The sequence below is a fragment of the Nocardiopsis listeri genome (assembly GCF_020741345.1).
Lineage (GTDB): Bacteria > Actinomycetota > Actinomycetes > Streptosporangiales > Streptosporangiaceae > Nocardiopsis > Nocardiopsis listeri_A.
This window is the reverse complement of sequence record NZ_DYZD01000052.1, coordinates 1-15,436: the sequence shown is the minus strand read 5'-3', so window position 1 is coordinate 15,436 and position 15,436 is coordinate 1. Positions and strand designations below refer to the sequence as shown.

Genomic DNA, 15,436 nt, shown 5'->3' with positions numbered 1-15,436 from the left:
GTTCAGGAAGGTCGTAGGTCGCTCTGCCCGGAGACCTCGACGTAGGAGAACTCGGTGCCCTCCGGTGCCAGGAACATCAGGTGCGTGGTGACCGTGACGCCGGGATTGATCTCGTCCCAGAAGTAGTCCCAGGCCACGGTCACCTCGGCCTCCACGTCGTTGGCGTAGGAGGTCCCGTCCGGGGTGTGGCCTCGGGTGCCGTGGCTGTCGAAGATCGCCGGCGAGGAGCCCTCGTTGGTGACGTTGAGCCGGTAGATGTAGTACGTCATGCCGGACGGGGCGGTGGCGTGCGTACCCATCCCGTCGGTGACGGTGCTGTCGGTGTAGGCCACCTCGACCTCCACCCTGAACGGTCCGACCGAAGTCGAGGATCCGTTGAAGGAGGACATCGGCACGGATTCGGAGGAGGCCGTCCGCCGCTCCGATCCGAACACCCCCGGATCGGCCGAGACCGGGGCCGCCGTGTACCCACCGATCGCCACGAGTACCGCGACGGGGATCGCGAGGACACGTGCGGTCCGTCCGAAACGACCGGCGGAACCTGGGAGCGGATCGGTGGCACTCATACTGGTGTGACGCATGCCACACGCGCATCATTCCGAAATTGTGCCCTGTTTACCCGACCTCGCCCGAAATCCGACCTTCGACACGGAGGGTCATCGCGGCTTCTTTCTCGGTTACCGCCCGCGGGGCCCGGACCGCTCGTTATCTTCCCCCTGAAGACCTGAGCGGCACGAACGAATCGGGGGACGCGGATGAGCGGAATCGACCGGCCTGCAGGCCTTTGGGCCAGGCTCACACGATTCGTCGATCCTGCCCGAGAAGGCACCGACAACGGTGCGACCACGCGTCCAGAACCCCACTGGCGAGCTCCGGTCCCCTTCCACCGGGAGAACGGCCTCACCCACCACGAGTTCGCCCATGTGCTCGGAATGGGGCGTGTCTCCCCCATGTTCCAACGCCATCGCCGGTGACCGGGTACGGCCCTGCCGGTTTCGAACACACGAAGGCCCGGCGGGAGGGTCTCCCGCCGGGCCGGTCGAGTCCCTAACGCAGGGCCGCGGCCAGGCGTTCGTCGTGCAGACGCTCGCCCCAGGCCGGGGGCAGCGGGTTCAGCTGCCCCACGCGCCAACGCAGCAGCAGGTCGGCCAATTGCGGGTTGCGCGGCAACGCCGGCCCGTGCAGGTAGGTGCCGAGCACCTGGCCCTGGTAGGCGCCCTCGGTGCGGTCGTCGTTGCCGATGCCCTTCACCGTGGTGGACAGCGGTCGGGCCTGCGGACCGATGGCGGTCCGTCCCTGGTGGTTCTCGAAACCGGTGATCCGACCCACGCCCAGGGCGGGGTCGACGTCGGCGACGATCTCACCCACGGCGCGGGTCTGACCACGGCCGCTGCGGATGTCGATGATGCCCACACCGGGGAGCGGGTTGTCGTCGTTGTCGCCGTAGCTCTCACCGATGATCTGGTAACCGGCGCAGACCGCGAAGACGCAGGCACCCCGTGCGGCGGCCCGGGCCAGACCGCCGTCGGCGCGAAGGCGCTCGGCGGCCAGGATCTGCGGCCGGTCCTCGCCACCACCGAGCAGGTAGATGTCACCCTGCTCGGGCACGGAGTCGCTGGAGTTGACCTGTACGACCTCGGTCGGGATGCCGCGCAGTTCGGCGCGACGCTTGAGGATGAGAACGTTGCCCTGGTCCCCGTAGGTGCTGAGCAGGTCGGGGTAGATCCACACGATCCGCAGGGCGCTGCTGTTGTTCGACATGGCTGGGTCTCCTACTGGATGCGGCCGTACGCGGTGCGGATCTGCTGGAAGGCGGTGTAGTTGGCGATGACGTCGACCTTGGTGATGTCGGGCCGGTCGGCCTTGAGCTTGGCCAGGACCTCGTCCACCCGGTCGGCGACCTCGAAGGGGACCTCGTCGGTCTCCAACCTCAGGGCGAGGTCGGTACGGCGCTCACCCATGACGAAGACCCGACGGTCGCGCAGGACCCTGTAGTCCACGTCCCACAGCCAGGAGGTGTCCTTACCGTCGGAGACCTGGGCGTTGACCGCCAGGATGACCGGAACACGCGGCGGGTCGAGGACGGCGAAGGACTCGAGCCATCCGGCCGGGTTCTTGGCGAGCAGGAGGCGGACCTCGACCCCCATGGTGACCACGGAGGTGTAGCGGCCGGCCACCGAGGTGATGTCGCGCAGTCGTTCGACGGTGCGCTCGGGGTGGATGCCGTAGGCGGCGGCGGTGGCGGCGGCGATCGCCGCGTTGGAGCGGTTGGCGTCACCCGGCAGGTTCAGGCGGAGCTTGATCTGCCGCCCCTCGGGGGTGATGAGGGTGTCGGAGTCGTTGTCCACCGCCCAGGTGGTCCGAGGCCGGGCCAGGCCGCACTCGGGGCACTCCCAGTGCGGATCGACCTCACGCTTGAGGTGGGCGCCGCACTCGGGGCAGCACCAGGAGTCCTCCTTCCAGCGCTGGCCGGCGGAGACCCAGGTGGCGCTGGAGGCGCCCAGACCGGCCCACGCCACGAGGGGGTCGTCGGCGTTGGCGATCACGTGGGTGTTGGACTGGGCCAGGGTGGTGCGCCACTTCTTCGCCAGGAGGTTGATCTCCGAGGCACGGTCCATCTGGTCGCGGCTGAGGTTCATCAGCACGACGAAGGCGGGGTCGGTGGCCTCGATGACCTGCGGGAGGTACTTCTCGTCGACCTCCAGCACACCGTTGACGGCGGCCTTGTCGGCGGCCAGCGCGGTGATGTGCCCGGTCGGCATGTTCGCGCCGTGTTCGTTGGTGGCCACGTCGCCGAACTCACGCAGGGCGTGCGAGATGAGACGCGTCGTGGTGGTCTTGCCGTTGGTGGCGCTGACCAGGGCGAGGCGGCGGCCCTGGGCGAGCTTGGCGAGCAGGTCGGGTTCGACCTTCAGGGCGACGCGGCCGCCGATGACGGAGCCGTCTCCGCGTCCGGTGGCCCTGGACAGGCTTGCCGCGCTCCTGCCCAGTACCGAAGCCAGTTGGGCGCGCAAGGAAAGCTCGCTCATCAAATCTCCACGATCGCTGGATCACCCGCGCGAACGCGCTGCGGCGGCGGGCGATGTGTCGGGCCAAGCCTATTGTCCACCGCTGTTCAGACCCGCCAGTCCAACCGCTCGGGTGGCGGCCCGAGGTTGGGCGGGACCCGTGTCGGGCCGAGGCCGTCGTCGGTCACCGATTCGGGCGATTTCGGGATGTTCTCGACCCCGGGCACGGCTCCGGGTCCATCGCTCCGCAGGCTGTCACCCGGCGGCTCGATCCGTGAGCCGTCGGCCGGGGAACGTCGTGGCTCCTCGGCCCTCGGACCCGGATCCTCGGGACCCTCGACCTGACCGACGCCCCTACCGACACCGGGGTTCCGGTGGTCCTCGGCGGTGGCGAGGGTGGCTGTGGACAGGGTGAGAATACCCGGATTGGTGTCGGTCAGGACCGGGCCGGCCGAGGTCAGGACAAGGGCCGCGGTGGGTGGCAGTTCTCGGAGCGACTCCGCGTCCAGACCACTGATCCGCGCCGTGGTCTCCTCTTCCTCCGTCCACGTGATGGGGGTGTCGATCTCCGCCGCCTGCGCGGTGGCCCGACCCCAGGCCGTGGCGGATCTCACATGTCTGACCAGGTCCAGTGGGGAGATCGCGGCGGCCGCGTTACGGATGAGCGCTCCTGACTCGGTGTGCGGAGAGGGGAAGAGGAGTTCCTCGTCGGGGCCGTTCCCGTCGTCGCCGTCGGGTTCGGTGACCGAATCGCCGACGGCCTCGCCGATCACCTCGGTGAGCCGGTGGATCTCCAGGTCCTCCCGGTCGCTCCCGGATCCGGCGATCGTCTCCGCGACCACGCGTGCGACCCTCTCGTTCCGCTCGGGCTGGCGCATCACCACCGGCAGACAGGACGGGTCGGACAGGTGCCGCACCGCGGCCGGCACCGCTTGGCGGAACATCAGGACCACCTCGACACCGCCGTCCCCGGCGGCGTTCAGGACCTGTTCCACCTCCTCCGGCGGGAGGATCTCCGCGCCGCAGACGACCACGGTACGGATGCGATCCGGTCGCACCCGTGGGGCTCTGCCCCCGGGGACCGCCGGACCCGGTTCACGTGTCTCCAGGAGCTCACTGAGCGCCGCCACCGCGTAGGTTCCGTAGACCCGCGCGGCCGCCGCCCCGGAGGCGCGGTCGGTGGAGATGATCTTGACCTGGGCGTAGGCGGCGTCATCGGCACGGGTACCGACCGCCTCGAACGGGCTGAGCCGCTCTTCCAGGGCCCAGGCCCGTGCGCGTACCCGGGGGTCGTCCGCGCAGCGTTCCCGTACCCTGGTGCGTTCGTCCGCGGTGAGCAGGGCCAGGGCCGGGTCGTCCTCGGCCTCGTCGTCGGCGGGGGTCAGCAGGGCGCGCAGGCCCCCGATGAGACGGGCGATGTCCACGTCCTGGCCGAGTACCTCCAGCAATCGCAGTAACAGCGTCTCGTCGGCGTCGACGTCCTCGGCCCGCCCCGTGGCCGCGGCGACGGCGGAGAGGATTCGGGCGCGCTGACCGGCGTCCAGGTTGGTTCCCAGGGTCATCCGGGGCAGGTCGGCCGGGAGCACCCATCTGCGCGGCTCCACGGCGCAACGACGGGCGAGACGGACGAGTTCGCGGGCGACCCCGTGCCCGGTGAGGTCGACGACCGTGAGGTCACCACCCTCCCTCAGCCGGGAGACTCCGATGGTGGTGAGCAGCGCCGACCACCCGGTGTCGGCCCCGCCCACCACGATCACCGCGGAGGTGCCGACCGGTACGGTCATGCCGTACCAGCGTGGTTGCGCCTCGTATGCGCGGGAGGCCGCCTGCCATTCGGTGTAACGGGTGGCGTGCTCGCGTTGCCGTTCGCGCAGGATCCGTTCCCGCTCGGCTCGTTCGGCGGCCAGCCGTTCCTCGGCCCGTTCCAGGCGTTCGACGATGACCTGGCGGCTCTGGACGAGCGCGAAGGCGACCGGCGCCGCGATGGCCGCGCAGGCGAGCACACCGCCCATGGCCAAACTGCCGGGGAGGACGCGCATCAGCCACAGCGCCGGGCACAGGAACGCCGGCAGGACGAGCCCGGCCAGCGCGAAGTAGAGCGGACGGTTGGTCTGCGCCTCGCTGTCACGCTGACCCGCGATCCACTCCTCGGAGACCGTCCGAGCGTCGGAGGGCGCGGGTCGACGTGGGGCGGGGCCGGGTGGTGGCAGGAGGATCCTGTGCCGCCATCCGAGGTAGGTGCGTCCCGTCTCGCCTCGGGCCGCGTTCGCCGACGACCGTGCTTTGGGCACCGTCCGAACACCTCCTCGCCGGCGGCAGGGAGGGGCCGCCGGGGAATCGTTCATGTGGGGGCTCCGGCCACTGGGCGGTCGAAGCTCGGGCACCGGCGTACCGGCGCCCTCGTGCTTGCCACGGCCGGCCATGCCCGACGTTCGAACACGGAGCGTGCGCGGACCTTCGAGCGTTGTGGCCGTGATCATCAGTGAAGCAGGGCCGCCGACCGCTTTCCAGTACCGATCCCCCACCTGTGGAAAACTCGCTCGCCGGACGGCCGCTCACCCCGCTCCCTCGTCGGCCGGAACCCCGACGAGCCGTGCGACCGGAGAGGGCGATGTAATGTCGGCGAAGATCACACCCCTCAGATACCCGGGAGTCCCCCCATCTCCGGTCTCGCGCTCGCGCCGGCCCTGTCCTCACTTCTGCTCATGGTCGCCGCGTTGGTCTGCGTGGTACGGGGCCATGTCTGGAATCGTCGAAGGGGACGCGCCGCCTGGAACGAACGCGCCCTCGCCCACAAGGCACCGATCGGCGCGGAAAGGCGCAGGGTTCGTCCGTACCTGCGCCATGGTGCGCCGGCGCCCGACCCCGAGACGGCTCATCTGACCGTCAGGGTGGCGACCGACCTGAATCGCCGGTGGGAGAACCCCTGGTACTTCTCGGGCATGACCCTGTTCCTCCTCGGCTACGCCCTCGTCCTGATCGGCAGGTCGATGGTTCAGGACGGGTTCTCCGTCTTCCTGTGGATCGGGATCGCCGTGTTCTCCCTCGCCGTCTGTTCCCCCTTCCACCGCCAGGCGATGCTCGACCGGGCGAGAGCGGCGCCGGCGATCAACCGGGAACTCGCCGGACGGTACGAGGAGCCGGACGTGGGGCCGCCTCGGCCCCGGCAGAGCTGACCCCCGAAACGACGGAGCGCCGGTGCCGGACGGATCTCTCCGTCGGCACCGGCGCTCCGGTGGTTCGACCTTCGGTCAGGCCTGGACCTGTACGTCCACGACCTTGCCGACCTTCGCCTGAACGGGGTACTCGCCGGTGAAACCCTTGGAGGCCAGCACCCGCACCTTCCAGGCACCATCGGTGGCGAAGAACCGGAAGGTCCCCTCGTCACCGGTGGCGACCTCTCCGACGAAGTCGTCGGAGGAGTTCAGCAGGCGGGCGTAGGCACCGCGCAACGGCTGCCCGTCACGTGTCACCGTGCCCTGGATGACCGCCTGGCTTCCCGCGTCGACGTCGGCCAGGGCGACACCGCCCTCGGGGGCTCCGCAGCTGTCGCTCACTTGGGCTCGGCCTCCCCCACCTCGACCGGAACGCCGACCAGGGAGCCGTACTCGCTCCAGGAGCCGTCGTAGTTCTTGACGTTCGGGATGCCGACGATCTCGCGGAGCGCGAACCAGCTGTGCGAGGAACGCTCGCCGATACGGCAGTAGGCGATGATGTCCTTGTCCAGGTCCACACCGGCCTCGGTGTAGAGCTCGCGCAGCTCCTCGGCGGTCTTGAAAGTGCCGTCCTCGTTGGCCGTCTTGGCCCACGGGATGTTGCGCGCGGTGGGGATGTGCCCACCGATCTGGGCCGCCTCCTGCGGGAGGTGCGCCGGGGCGAGCAGCTTGCCGGTGAACTCGTCGGGCGAGCGGACGTCGACCAGGGCCTTGGTGCCGATGGCCTCGACGACCTCGTCGCGGAAGGCGCGGATCGAGGTGTCCTGCTCCTTGGCCTCGTACTCGGTGGCGGCCCGCTCGGGGACCTCCGTGACCAGCTCGCGGGAGTCGAGCTCCCACTTCTTGCGGCCACCGTCCAACAGGCGGACGTTCTCGTGACCGTAGAGCTTGAAGTACCAGTACGCGTAGGCGGCGAACCAGTTGTTGTTGCCGCCGTACAGGATGACCTGGTGGTCGTTGGCGATGCCCTTGGCGGACAGCAGGTTCTCGAAGCCGGTCTTGTCCACGAAGTCGTGGCGGACCGGGTCTTGGAGGTCCGTCTTCCAGTCGATCTTGACAGCGCCTCGGATGTGGCCCTTGTCGTAGGCGGACGTGTCCTCGTCGACCTCGACGAGAACGACGTCGGCGTCGTCCAGGTGAGCCTCCACCCAGTCGGCGTCCACGAGGACGTCGGAGCGGCTCATGGGGAACCTCCTGTGTTTCTATGCGATGTCGCGTGTGAGTCGGATGCGTCGTGCTTCCGGGCCCTGCTGCCGGAAGCCGGGGTGTCGTCGTGGCCCTTCCCCTGGCGGGGGGATGTTTTCGGGGTACCCCGCTACGCCCGGCGAGGGGCCGGGTGGAATACGGGAAGGGCACTACGCGGAGTGGGGGCGGACGTGGTCGCGGCCTGCCGCTCCGGGCTCACCAGGGTGCGGGCGTCGATGTGTCGCTCTGTGCCGGGGCGTACGGACGCCCGTCGAAATCGACTCGCATGAAACGTCATCCCTGTGTGCGCGGAGATCCGAGGAAGCCGATCGCACGAAATAGGCGGGGCCGAGGGCCCGTCCGCCCTAGGGACATGGACAGAGCGCGGCGGCGACGCGGCAGAAATCAACCGCCCGTCGCTTCGTCAGAAACGCGCTCGTCAAGGAAGTCACGTCTTAGACGCTACAGGCAGCACCACGAATTGTCACTGGTGGCCTGGATCACAGGGAAAGCCGTATTGCCCGCTCCGCCAGGGCGGGCGGGCTTTCGGGGCGTTCCGGAATATGAGAACGGCGTCTCGGAGAGCGTTCGCGGAGGGGAACGGTCGGAGTCGGGACCTAGGAGACGACCTGCCCGAGCGCGGCGATCACGTCGGCCTTGCGGGGTTGTCCTTGGGCCCGCCGCACGATCCGTCCGCAAGCGTCCAGGACGAAGACGGTGGGGGTCCCCCGCACCTCCAACCGACGCACCAGCTCCAGGTGCGACTCGGCGTCGACCTCGACGTTGGCCACCCCCTCCACCATCGACGCCACGTCCGTCAGGATGCGACGGGTGGCGCGGCAGGGCTGACAGAAGGCACTGGAGATCTGCACGAGGGTGGCCCTCCGGCCAAGCTCGGCACCGATCTCCTCGGCACCGAGCGACTCGACCGCCGAGGCCATCAGGCGACCTCGGAACCCATCAGCGGAAGGTCCGAGCCGGTACCGGTGATCAGCAGACCGCTGGAGGTGGCCTCCACGTCGGTGACCGTCAGGCCGAGCGGCAGCTCGGGGACCTGCGCGCTGAAGGTGAGCATCCCGGCCACCTGGTCGTCGACGTCGATGGGCAGGTCACCGACCTCGATGCCCCGAGGGGCGACGGAGAGGACGTCGCCGTCGACCGTGAACTCGCCGGCGCTGGACACCGAGGTGCTCAGACCCAGCTCGGGCAGGGCGAGCTCACCGCTGATGCGAGGCTCGTCGCCCTCGGTGCTGATGGTCATGCCCTCGGGCAGGTAGGGGTTGAAGTAGGAGTAGGGAACCACGAAGGAGCCGTCGACCTGGCCGGCGACCACGGTGGGCTGGTTCATGAGGTCGCTCAACGGCGCTTCGACGTCCGAAGCGGTGGCCTCGACCTGCTCGACCGTGACATCGCTCATCGTGGCGCTGTCGGCGTTGATGTTGACCTCGGTGTAGGTGCCGCTCAGCACCTGCGGCAGGAAGGCCCAACCCTCGATCGACACGTCCGGTTCCTCGGACATCTCCATCTGGTCGGCCAGACGTTCGGCGAGGGTGTTCTGCGCGAATGAACGCGCCCCGATGTCCGCCACCACCACAAGAGCCGCGAGGAGGATCAGGAAGACGAGAAGGAACTTACGCATCGGAGATCCCAGCACACTTTCTTTCGATCCGGCTTTCGATCCGGCGCGCCTCTCGGCTGGGTCGTCCGGCCGGTCGTGGTCACACGCCACCGGCACCCGAAGGGCGCCGGTCATGAAAAACCTGTAGGGAAGGGTACGTCACCCCGCATATGACGCGGAGAGCTCCGGATTGGTTGCGGCCCCGAACCGTCCAGACGCGATCGAAGGACGACGGGGGCGGCGTCGGGCCCCTTCGAGACAGGGTCGGAGGGTGAACGAGCGGGCGCCCCCGACGGTCTCGGAGAGGGGCGCCGGCAACGAAACCGCTGGTCCGACGGGGTTCGGCGGATCGCTCAGCGAGGCATCAGCATGGCGGCGAGGCCGTCGTTGGCGGACGCGTCGGAGAGCGAGAGTTCGATCACGTTGGTGGCGACCACGTGCGCCGGCAGTCGGCGGGCGAACTCCAGCATGTGCGGCTGCTGCTCGTGCTCCTCCTGCGCGAGCTCGTCCCGGTAGATCGCGTAGACGATGCGCTGCAACGGCGCGCTGGGCACCGTGTGCGAGGCGAACAGCAGGGTGTCGGGCTCGCGCGCGGACACCTCTCCGACGACGGCGTTGGCGAGCCGGTCGAAGCCCTCACCCTGTCCGTCGGCGAGCGTGTAGATCGTGATGACACCGCGCAGCTTGTTGCCGGGCGATGTGGGCGCCGGGGCCCCCGCGAAGTGGTCATCGTAGGGGTCGGCGTTGCGGCGCTTACGGCGCACGGGCTCCTCCTGCGGTTCGTCGAGTTCGTCGTCCGTGTCGTCGTCCACGTCGTCGTACTCGTCGTCGTAGTAATCGTCGTCATCGTCGTAGACGTCACGACGGGGCTTGGCCGCCAGTGCCCCGGCGCCCCAGAGCGAGGAGACGGCGCCGAGCATCAGCAACGGACCCATGGTCTCCAGCCCGAGGCGGCCGACGACCACGGAGAGGAGAGTGGCCAGGGCCAGCAGCCCGAGGACGATCAGATCGGTCCTCCCGGGGCCGCGCAGGCCACGCCGCGCGACGGAGATCAGCGCGGTGACGAGGAGGACGACGGCGAAGACCTGCGCACCGTTCACGAGTGCGCGCGGGATCAGATCGTAGTGTTCGGCCAGCGGGGGGAAGACGGAGTCGAAGCGACCGCTGGCGCGATCGACGGCCAGCACCACCATGGGAACGATGGTGAAGACGCTGAGGAACAGGCGTGAGGTGAATCGGGCGTTCGGCGCGCGGACCGCGTATTCGAAGGCCCCCCACGCCATGTAGACGGGCCCGAGGAGACTGACACCCAGTTGCAGGAGCCGGAAGGTGAGCTCACCGAAGTCGAACAGCACCCCGATCACCGCGGCACTGAGCCCCGCCGTGATGCCCAGCGCGGCGATCAACCATGCGATCGCGGCGATACCGGGGCGACGTTGGGCATAAGCGGTCAGCGCGGCGGTGGCGCTCCAGCCGACCAACGCGCTGATGAATGTCAGACCTACCATGACCATCTCGACAATGATGATGCACGCTGACGAGTGGATGTGCACAACGTGCACTTTTGGCGGGCCGGCCCCGGGGGAGATCTCGCAGAGTGCGGGCCGGAACCGGCTTTTACACTGTGACCTTCATCACCAGGATTCTCGTGGCGGTGCAGCGGCCCCACCGGGGCGCCCCGTGCCTCTAGGCTCACAGTACGCGGGGGCCTCACCCCGGCCGCCGGAGGGCGACCTCCCCCACCTGAGCCAGGAGAGAACCGTGCCATTGGACGCGACGTTCCCGAACCCGATCGGTCCCGGCGCCGCCTTCTTCGACGTGGACAACACCCTGATGCGCGGCGCTTCGATCTACCACTTCGCCCGCGGACTCGCCTCCCGTGACCTGTTCACCACCCGCGACCTGATGCGGTTCGCGTGGGGGCAGACGGTGTTCAGGGTGACCGGCAGCGAACAGCCCGAGCACATCAACGCCGCGCGCGAGGCCGCCCTGGCGTTCGTGGCCGGGCACGACGTACAGGACCTGGTCACCCTCTGCGAAGAGATCTACGACGACACCATGGCCGATCGCATCTGGGAGGGCGCCCGACGGCTCGTTCAGGGTCACCTGGACGCCGGGCGGCCGGTCTGGCTGGTCACCGCCACCCCGGTGGAGCTGGCGGAGATCATCCGACGCCGACTGGGACTGACCGGCGCGCTGGGCACCGAGGCCGAGAGCGTCGACGGGGTCTACACCGGACGACTCAACGGCGACCTGCTGCACGGCCCGGCCAAGGCCGTGGCGGTGCGGGAACTGGCCCGCAAGGAGGGGTGGGACCTGGCCGGCTGTTCGGCCTACAGCGACTCCTCGAACGACCTGCCGCTGCTGTCGTTGGTGGGCGATCCGCACGCGGTCAACCCGGACGGGGACCTGCGCCGGTACGCCCGGACCCACCAGTGGCCGGTCCACGACTTCCGCAGACACCGTCGAGCCCTGAAGGTGGCCGTCCCCGCGGCCGTCGCGGGTGCGGTGGCCGGCGCGGTCGCGGTGCGCGCGGTACGGCACCGCAAGTCACTCCCCACCCCCTGAGAAACTCCCCGAGAAGCGCTGAGCGGCACGCGGAGCGACGCTCGCCCTCGAACCCGCCCCCTTTCCCCCGCCCCGGCACCGGGCCGTCGCAGCGCGTTCAGAGGCGCCGATAGAACACCGGCAACGCCCTCATCCCCTCCGAGCGCAAACCACCGCGCACCCGCCGGAAGAAACTCGGCCGAACGAACTGCGCGAGCAGGAAGCGCAGCGGCCCTCCCGGCAACCGAACCTGGTTGACCATGGCGAAGGCGGACTCTCCCCGTGGTCGCAGAAGGGTGCTGTTGTCCACCCCGATCGCGGTGACGTACCAGTGGGCCAGGTCCTCCCAGGCCACGACGGCACGCTCCGGGTCGGGCGCGGTGAAGTGGTTGAACAGGAAGGTCGCCTCGGACCCGTCCTCGGTCTCCCCGATCCGGCGGGCGTTGTGGGCGACCATCACGAGCTCCCCGCCCAGGTCCCGATAGACCTTCGAATCCAAGAGGTCGTCGGCGGCCGCGGTCGAGACGGTCGTGATGAGGAGGACGACGTCGTACCGGGGGGCTCCGGACAGCGGCGGCATGAACACGGCCTCGTAGAGGGAGGTGGCGACGACCTCGGTCCGGGCCTCCACCTCGGGGAGAAGCTCGGTGAACTCCGCCAGGACCTCCTCCCGTCTCCGGTCGCCTCGCACGAGGGGCCCGCGCTCGGGCGGTGACACGTTCGCGCCTATGTAGACGTAGCCGTACGGGTGCGGTGGGTCGAACATCGGGTCGGTGCGCCCTGCGGCAGCGGCTGCCATGACTCGCTCCTCACTCGGCACCGCCAGGACTCCGGCGGACACCGTGGTCTGGATCCCAGCCTAGGAGAGAAGCTTTGGATACACAAACAGTTTGGGGATCCGAATCTTTAAGATCATGGGCATGGCACAAGACCGCACTTCAGAACCCTCCGAACTCCCCGATCCGGAACTGGTGGCGGAGCTCGGGGTGATACCGCAACTGGAGGTCTATTTCCGACGGATCCGCACGGACATGCCCGATGACGTCGCCGCGGTCTTCGCCGAACACGGACTGACCGCGCGCCATGGCGGGGTCCTCGGGCAGTTGGCGGTGGTCGCCTCCATCGGCGTCGGTGAACTGGCCGAACGCATGGCCGTCTCCATGCCGACCGCCAGCGAACTGGCCGGTGACCTCAGGAGGGCGGGGCTGGTCGTCGCGGAGGAGGACCCGGACAACCGTCGACGCACCCTGCTGAGCCTGGCTCCGGACCACCGGCCGTCGGTGGAGGCATTGGTCGCGGCACGCGCGGCGCCCCTGCGGCGCGCGATGGAACGTCTGTCCGAGCGCGACCGCTCGGGCTTCGCGGCGGGCCTTCGGGCATGGGCGGAGGAACTGAGGGGCCGGTGAGGACCCCCGTTCGGCGCCGCGCAAGAGAACGAGCGACGGGGCCGGTCAGCGGCCCAGGGTGGCTCGGGCCAGAGCGATGACGTGCACAGGTCGCAGTCCGGCGCCGCGTCCACCGCTTCGGGGGGCGCCACCGCGGTCGACGCCGCCACGACTGTGCGCGTACGACTCGAAGGCCTCGATGGAGCTGTAGGTGGGCGACCAGTCCAGGGCGGTGCACAGCGGGGTCGGGTCCAGCCGAGCGGCGTGCAGACCGGTGTCGACGGTGCGGGCGGCACTGGCGCTCGCGTAACCGATCCGGCCGTGCTTGGCCACGCCGCGCAGCACCTTCAGGCCGCGGGCCGGCACGGGGACGCGTTGACCGCCGATGCGGCGCAGACAGTGTGAGAGGGGGACCGTGTCCGCCCCCGAGACGTCGAAGAAACCGGTCTGGTCGCTCAGCGCCGTGAGCGTGAGCGCCTCGACGCCGTCGTCCTCGTGCAGGAACTGCACTCGCGGGTCTCTGCCCATGACGGTGGGCACGACCCGGTAGTCCATGTATCGGGTGAGGGGGGTGTCCACGGAGGGACCGATGAGGTTCGCGAACTTCAGCACGGCCACGGACAGGTCCGGGCGCCGGCGTTGGAGTGAGCGGGTGTCCCGCTCCACCACGGCCGTGTCGTCGGCCTCCCAGGTGGCGCTGGAGCGCACCACGAGGCGGCGGACCGAATCGGAGCGCTGGGCCGCACCCAGGACGCGCATGGTGCCGAGGAGGTCGTCCTCCCGGTCGGCGCCCTTCATCGTGTCCAGACCAAGGTGCAGGACCAGGTCGGCACCCGAGTCGGTGACGATCCGGTCCAGGCTCCCGTCGTGCAGGTCGACGTGCCGGTACTCGATCCCCGGAAGTTCGCCCGAGGGCGGCGCGGAGTCCGCTCCGATCACCCGGCGCACGCCGGGCCTCTCGCTCAGGGCCTGGGCGACCCTGGCCGCGAGGGGGCTGGAGACCCCGGTGACGAGTACGACACGAGCCATGGCGACACGTTCCTTGGAAGGAGACGGTGGTGCGAGGGGCCCGCGGACCGTTCACCCGCCAGGGGTGAAGCGGCGACCGCGACCCGTGAAGCACAACAGCGCTTCACCCAGAAAATTCCATTGCGATGGGCAATGCCACGCAAAGGGGAAAGTGTCTCCGCGTCCGAGGCGAGCCCTGGGGCACGCCCACGCCCGCGGAGAGACGTTCGCCGCTGAGAGGTCCTACTTCTTGTTGCGACGCGCGACACGCGTGCGCTTGAGCAGCTTGCGGTGCTTCTTCTTCGCCATCCGCTTACGACGCTTCTTGATGACGGAACCCATGGGATCACCTTCTCGCTGACGAGTGAGTACGGACATGCCGAACCACTGGTGAAGAACACCTGGCGGCTCGGATGCGGTAACCGGGCTCGCGGTGGCTCACACGCGCTTGCGTGCGCGGCCGGTGCGCCCGGGGCGGACCCCGAGGAGGGCGGCACTGAGCACGCATATCTACCGCACCCGTGGCCCCAGCTTATCCGGTAGGGCGTGTTCAACTGACACGACCCACGCGAAGAACCGCCTCGGGGCGGCCGGTTCCGGCCGCCCCGCAGGGAGTCTCAGTCTTCGAACAATCGATCAGGCGCCCGGAACGGACGGCCCGTCGACGTACAACTCGGCCGCCGGCTCCGCGTAGCTGACACTGGCCAGGCGCTGGTCGGCGAAGGTCAACGACGTGACGCTGGCGAGGTTGCACTCGCGCCGGTCCGGCCGGTGCCAGAGTCGCTTGCCCTCCGAGGCCCGTCGCGCCATCCAGATCGGCAGCTGGTGGCTGACGCACACGGCCTCGCGCCCCCACGCGGCCCGACGGACCATCTTGATCACGTCGACCATCCGGCCCACGACCTGTTGGTAGGGCTCGCCCCAGGAGGGCTGGAACGGGTTGTAGAGCCGCTTCAGCACCTGTGGGTCGCGGGCCGAGGCCGCCGACAGCGTCATCCCCTCGAACTTGTTGGCCGCCTCGATGAGCCGATCGTCCAGGGTCACCGGCAGGTCGAACGCCTTCTGCAGCGGGATCGCGGTCTCCTGGGTGCGATCCAGCGGCGAGGAGTACAGGGCCGCGATGTCGTGGCCCTCGAACCAGTCGGCGGCCAGCTCCGCCATCCGCTGCCCACGGTCGCTCAGGTGGTAGTCGGGCAAGCGTCCGTAGAGGACCTTCTCGGGATTGTGCACCTCACCGTGGCGGAGCAGGTGGACGACGGTGGTCGTGGTCATCGTGGGAGTCCTTCTGTGCGGGATTCGGGCGTGATCAGCCCTGGGCCTCGGCGGCGGCTCGGGCGGCCTTCGGCAGGGCGGAGACCACCTGGTCGATGGCGGCCTCGTCGTGCGCGGCCGAGAAGAACCAGGCCTCGAACGCGGCGGGCGGCAGGTACACGCCCTGTTCGAGCATGGCGTGGAAGAACGCCGCGAACA

General features: G+C 69.3%; 17 protein-coding genes and 1 pseudogene. 3 read left to right on the top strand and 15 right to left on the bottom strand.

Translation table 11 applies throughout. From position 1 onward, the window contains the following. Nucleotides 1–2 precede the first annotated feature (2 nt). The 4 genes from K8V84_RS02890 to K8V84_RS02875 all read right to left on the bottom strand — a co-directional run bounded on the left by K8V84_RS02890 (nucleotide 3) and on the right by K8V84_RS02875 (nucleotide 5,299). The gene (locus K8V84_RS02890) at nucleotides 3–566 is read right to left on the bottom strand and encodes a DUF4352 domain-containing protein (protein ID WP_304069982.1); all 564 of its coding nucleotides are present in this window, start codon (nucleotides 564–566) and stop codon (nucleotides 3–5) included. Between the two features lie 481 nt (nucleotides 567–1,047). Next, nucleotides 1,048–1,761: a glutamine amidotransferase gene (locus K8V84_RS02885; RefSeq protein ID WP_304069980.1), complete on the bottom strand. Its 714-nt coding sequence runs from the start codon at nucleotides 1,759–1,761 to the stop codon at nucleotides 1,048–1,050. Nucleotides 1,762–1,772: 11 nt separating this feature from the next. Beyond that, the gene (locus K8V84_RS02880) at nucleotides 1,773–3,029 is read right to left on the bottom strand and encodes a MurT ligase domain-containing protein (RefSeq protein WP_304069979.1); all 1,257 of its coding nucleotides are present in this window, start codon (nucleotides 3,027–3,029) and stop codon (nucleotides 1,773–1,775) included. An 86-nt stretch (nucleotides 3,030–3,115) separates the two neighbouring features. Then, the gene (locus K8V84_RS02875; protein ID WP_304069976.1) at nucleotides 3,116–5,299 is read right to left on the bottom strand and encodes a hypothetical protein; all 2,184 of its coding nucleotides are present in this window, start codon (nucleotides 5,297–5,299) and stop codon (nucleotides 3,116–3,118) included. Nucleotides 5,300–5,713: 414 nt separating this feature from the next. Between K8V84_RS02875 and K8V84_RS02870 the strand changes: the two genes are divergently transcribed. Beyond that, nucleotides 5,714–6,184 carry a hypothetical protein gene (locus K8V84_RS02870; RefSeq protein ID WP_304069974.1) on the top strand — a complete coding sequence of 157 codons (471 nt, stop codon included), beginning with the start codon at nucleotides 5,714–5,716 and terminating at the stop codon, nucleotides 6,182–6,184. Between the two features lie 75 nt (nucleotides 6,185–6,259). Here K8V84_RS02870 and K8V84_RS02865 read toward each other — a convergent pair whose 3' ends face one another. The 6 genes from K8V84_RS02865 to K8V84_RS02845 all read right to left on the bottom strand — a co-directional run bounded on the left by K8V84_RS02865 (nucleotide 6,260) and on the right by K8V84_RS02845 (nucleotide 10,540). Beyond that, on the bottom strand, nucleotides 6,260–6,565 hold the full coding sequence (locus K8V84_RS02865) for a DUF1416 domain-containing protein (protein WP_304069971.1): 306 nt from the start codon (nucleotides 6,563–6,565) through the stop codon (nucleotides 6,260–6,262). Then, nucleotides 6,562–7,407 (bottom strand): sulfurtransferase, encoded by an 846-nt coding sequence (locus K8V84_RS02860; RefSeq protein ID WP_304069967.1) that lies wholly within the window; start codon nucleotides 7,405–7,407, stop codon nucleotides 6,562–6,564. Before K8V84_RS02860 ends, K8V84_RS02865 begins: the two co-directional genes overlap by 4 nt. A 366-nt stretch (nucleotides 7,408–7,773) precedes the next feature. Then, a complete protein-coding gene (locus tag K8V84_RS25815; RefSeq protein ID WP_369696597.1) occupies nucleotides 7,774–7,860 on the bottom strand; it encodes a putative leader peptide in 87 nt (28 codons plus the stop codon). A 165-nt stretch (nucleotides 7,861–8,025) separates the two neighbouring features. Next, nucleotides 8,026–8,349 carry a thioredoxin family protein gene (locus K8V84_RS02855; protein WP_304069964.1) on the bottom strand — a complete coding sequence of 108 codons (324 nt, stop codon included), beginning with the start codon at nucleotides 8,347–8,349 and terminating at the stop codon, nucleotides 8,026–8,028. Continuing rightward, nucleotides 8,349–9,047, bottom strand: coding sequence for a DUF2993 domain-containing protein (locus K8V84_RS02850; protein ID WP_304069961.1), 699 nt, complete (start codon nucleotides 9,045–9,047; stop codon nucleotides 8,349–8,351). Before K8V84_RS02850 ends, K8V84_RS02855 begins: the two co-directional genes overlap by 1 nt. A 332-nt stretch (nucleotides 9,048–9,379) precedes the next feature. Further along, a complete protein-coding gene (locus K8V84_RS02845; RefSeq protein WP_304069959.1) occupies nucleotides 9,380–10,540 on the bottom strand; it encodes a putative quinol monooxygenase in 1,161 nt (386 codons plus the stop codon). A gap of 253 nt (nucleotides 10,541–10,793) precedes the next feature. Between K8V84_RS02845 and K8V84_RS02840 the strand changes: the two genes are divergently transcribed. Beyond that, nucleotides 10,794–11,594 (top strand): HAD family phosphatase, encoded by an 801-nt coding sequence (locus tag K8V84_RS02840; RefSeq protein ID WP_304070027.1) that lies wholly within the window; start codon nucleotides 10,794–10,796, stop codon nucleotides 11,592–11,594. Nucleotides 11,595–11,691: 97 nt separating this feature from the next. On the opposite strand, the gene K8V84_RS02835 is transcribed toward K8V84_RS02840, so the two are convergent. Next, nucleotides 11,692–12,372 (bottom strand): hypothetical protein, encoded by a 681-nt coding sequence (locus K8V84_RS02835; protein ID WP_304069957.1) that lies wholly within the window; start codon nucleotides 12,370–12,372, stop codon nucleotides 11,692–11,694. 121 nt (nucleotides 12,373–12,493) lie between these two features. Here K8V84_RS02835 and K8V84_RS02830 point away from each other — a divergent pair, with 121 nt between their 5' ends. Continuing rightward, nucleotides 12,494–12,979 carry a MarR family winged helix-turn-helix transcriptional regulator gene (locus tag K8V84_RS02830; RefSeq protein ID WP_304069956.1) on the top strand — a complete coding sequence of 162 codons (486 nt, stop codon included), beginning with the start codon at nucleotides 12,494–12,496 and terminating at the stop codon, nucleotides 12,977–12,979. A 45-nt stretch (nucleotides 12,980–13,024) separates the two neighbouring features. On the opposite strand, the gene K8V84_RS02825 is transcribed toward K8V84_RS02830, so the two are convergent. The 4 genes and pseudogenes from K8V84_RS02825 to K8V84_RS02810 all read right to left on the bottom strand — a co-directional run. After that, entirely contained in the window at nucleotides 13,025–13,987 is a 963-nt protein-coding gene (locus K8V84_RS02825; RefSeq protein ID WP_304069954.1) for an NAD-dependent epimerase/dehydratase family protein, read from the bottom strand. 222 nt (nucleotides 13,988–14,209) lie between these two features. After that, entirely contained in the window at nucleotides 14,210–14,308 is a 99-nt protein-coding gene (locus tag K8V84_RS02820) for a 30S ribosomal protein bS22 (protein ID WP_013155353.1), read from the bottom strand. A gap of 294 nt (nucleotides 14,309–14,602) precedes the next feature. Then, nucleotides 14,603–15,238 (bottom strand): histidine phosphatase family protein, encoded by a 636-nt coding sequence (locus K8V84_RS02815; RefSeq protein ID WP_304069941.1) that lies wholly within the window; start codon nucleotides 15,236–15,238, stop codon nucleotides 14,603–14,605. Between the two features lie 34 nt (nucleotides 15,239–15,272). Further along, a pseudogene (locus tag K8V84_RS02810) lies at nucleotides 15,273–15,436 on the bottom strand (aspartate aminotransferase family protein); the annotation flags it as partial.

Excerpts from the sequence above, each read along its gene's own strand:
- K8V84_RS02820 (WP_013155353.1), bottom strand. The coding sequence starts at position 14,308 with ATGGGTTCCGTCATCAAGAAGCGTCGTAAGCGGATGGCGAAGAAGAAG.
- K8V84_RS02835 (WP_304069957.1), bottom strand. The coding sequence starts at position 12,372 with ATGGCAGCCGCTGCCGCAGGGCGCACCGACCCGATGTTCGACCCACCG.
- K8V84_RS02845 (WP_304069959.1), bottom strand. The coding sequence starts at position 10,540 with ATGGTCATGGTAGGTCTGACATTCATCAGCGCGTTGGTCGGCTGGAGC.
- K8V84_RS02880 (WP_304069979.1), bottom strand. The coding sequence starts at position 3,029 with ATGAGCGAGCTTTCCTTGCGCGCCCAACTGGCTTCGGTACTGGGCAGG.
- K8V84_RS02885 (WP_304069980.1), bottom strand. The coding sequence starts at position 1,761 with ATGTCGAACAACAGCAGCGCCCTGCGGATCGTGTGGATCTACCCCGAC.
- K8V84_RS02825 (WP_304069954.1), bottom strand. The coding sequence starts at position 13,987 with ATGGCTCGTGTCGTACTCGTCACCGGGGTCTCCAGCCCCCTCGCGGCC.
- K8V84_RS02815 (WP_304069941.1), bottom strand. The coding sequence starts at position 15,238 with ATGACCACGACCACCGTCGTCCACCTGCTCCGCCACGGTGAGGTGCAC.
- K8V84_RS02855 (WP_304069964.1), bottom strand. The coding sequence starts at position 8,349 with ATGGCCTCGGCGGTCGAGTCGCTCGGTGCCGAGGAGATCGGTGCCGAG.
- K8V84_RS02890 (WP_304069982.1), bottom strand. The coding sequence starts at position 566 with ATGAGTGCCACCGATCCGCTCCCAGGTTCCGCCGGTCGTTTCGGACGG.
- K8V84_RS02830 (WP_304069956.1), top strand. The coding sequence starts at position 12,494 with ATGGCACAAGACCGCACTTCAGAACCCTCCGAACTCCCCGATCCGGAA.
- K8V84_RS02860 (WP_304069967.1), bottom strand. The coding sequence starts at position 7,407 with ATGAGCCGCTCCGACGTCCTCGTGGACGCCGACTGGGTGGAGGCTCAC.
- K8V84_RS02870 (WP_304069974.1), top strand. The coding sequence starts at position 5,714 with ATGGTCGCCGCGTTGGTCTGCGTGGTACGGGGCCATGTCTGGAATCGT.
- K8V84_RS02850 (WP_304069961.1), bottom strand. The coding sequence starts at position 9,047 with ATGCGTAAGTTCCTTCTCGTCTTCCTGATCCTCCTCGCGGCTCTTGTG.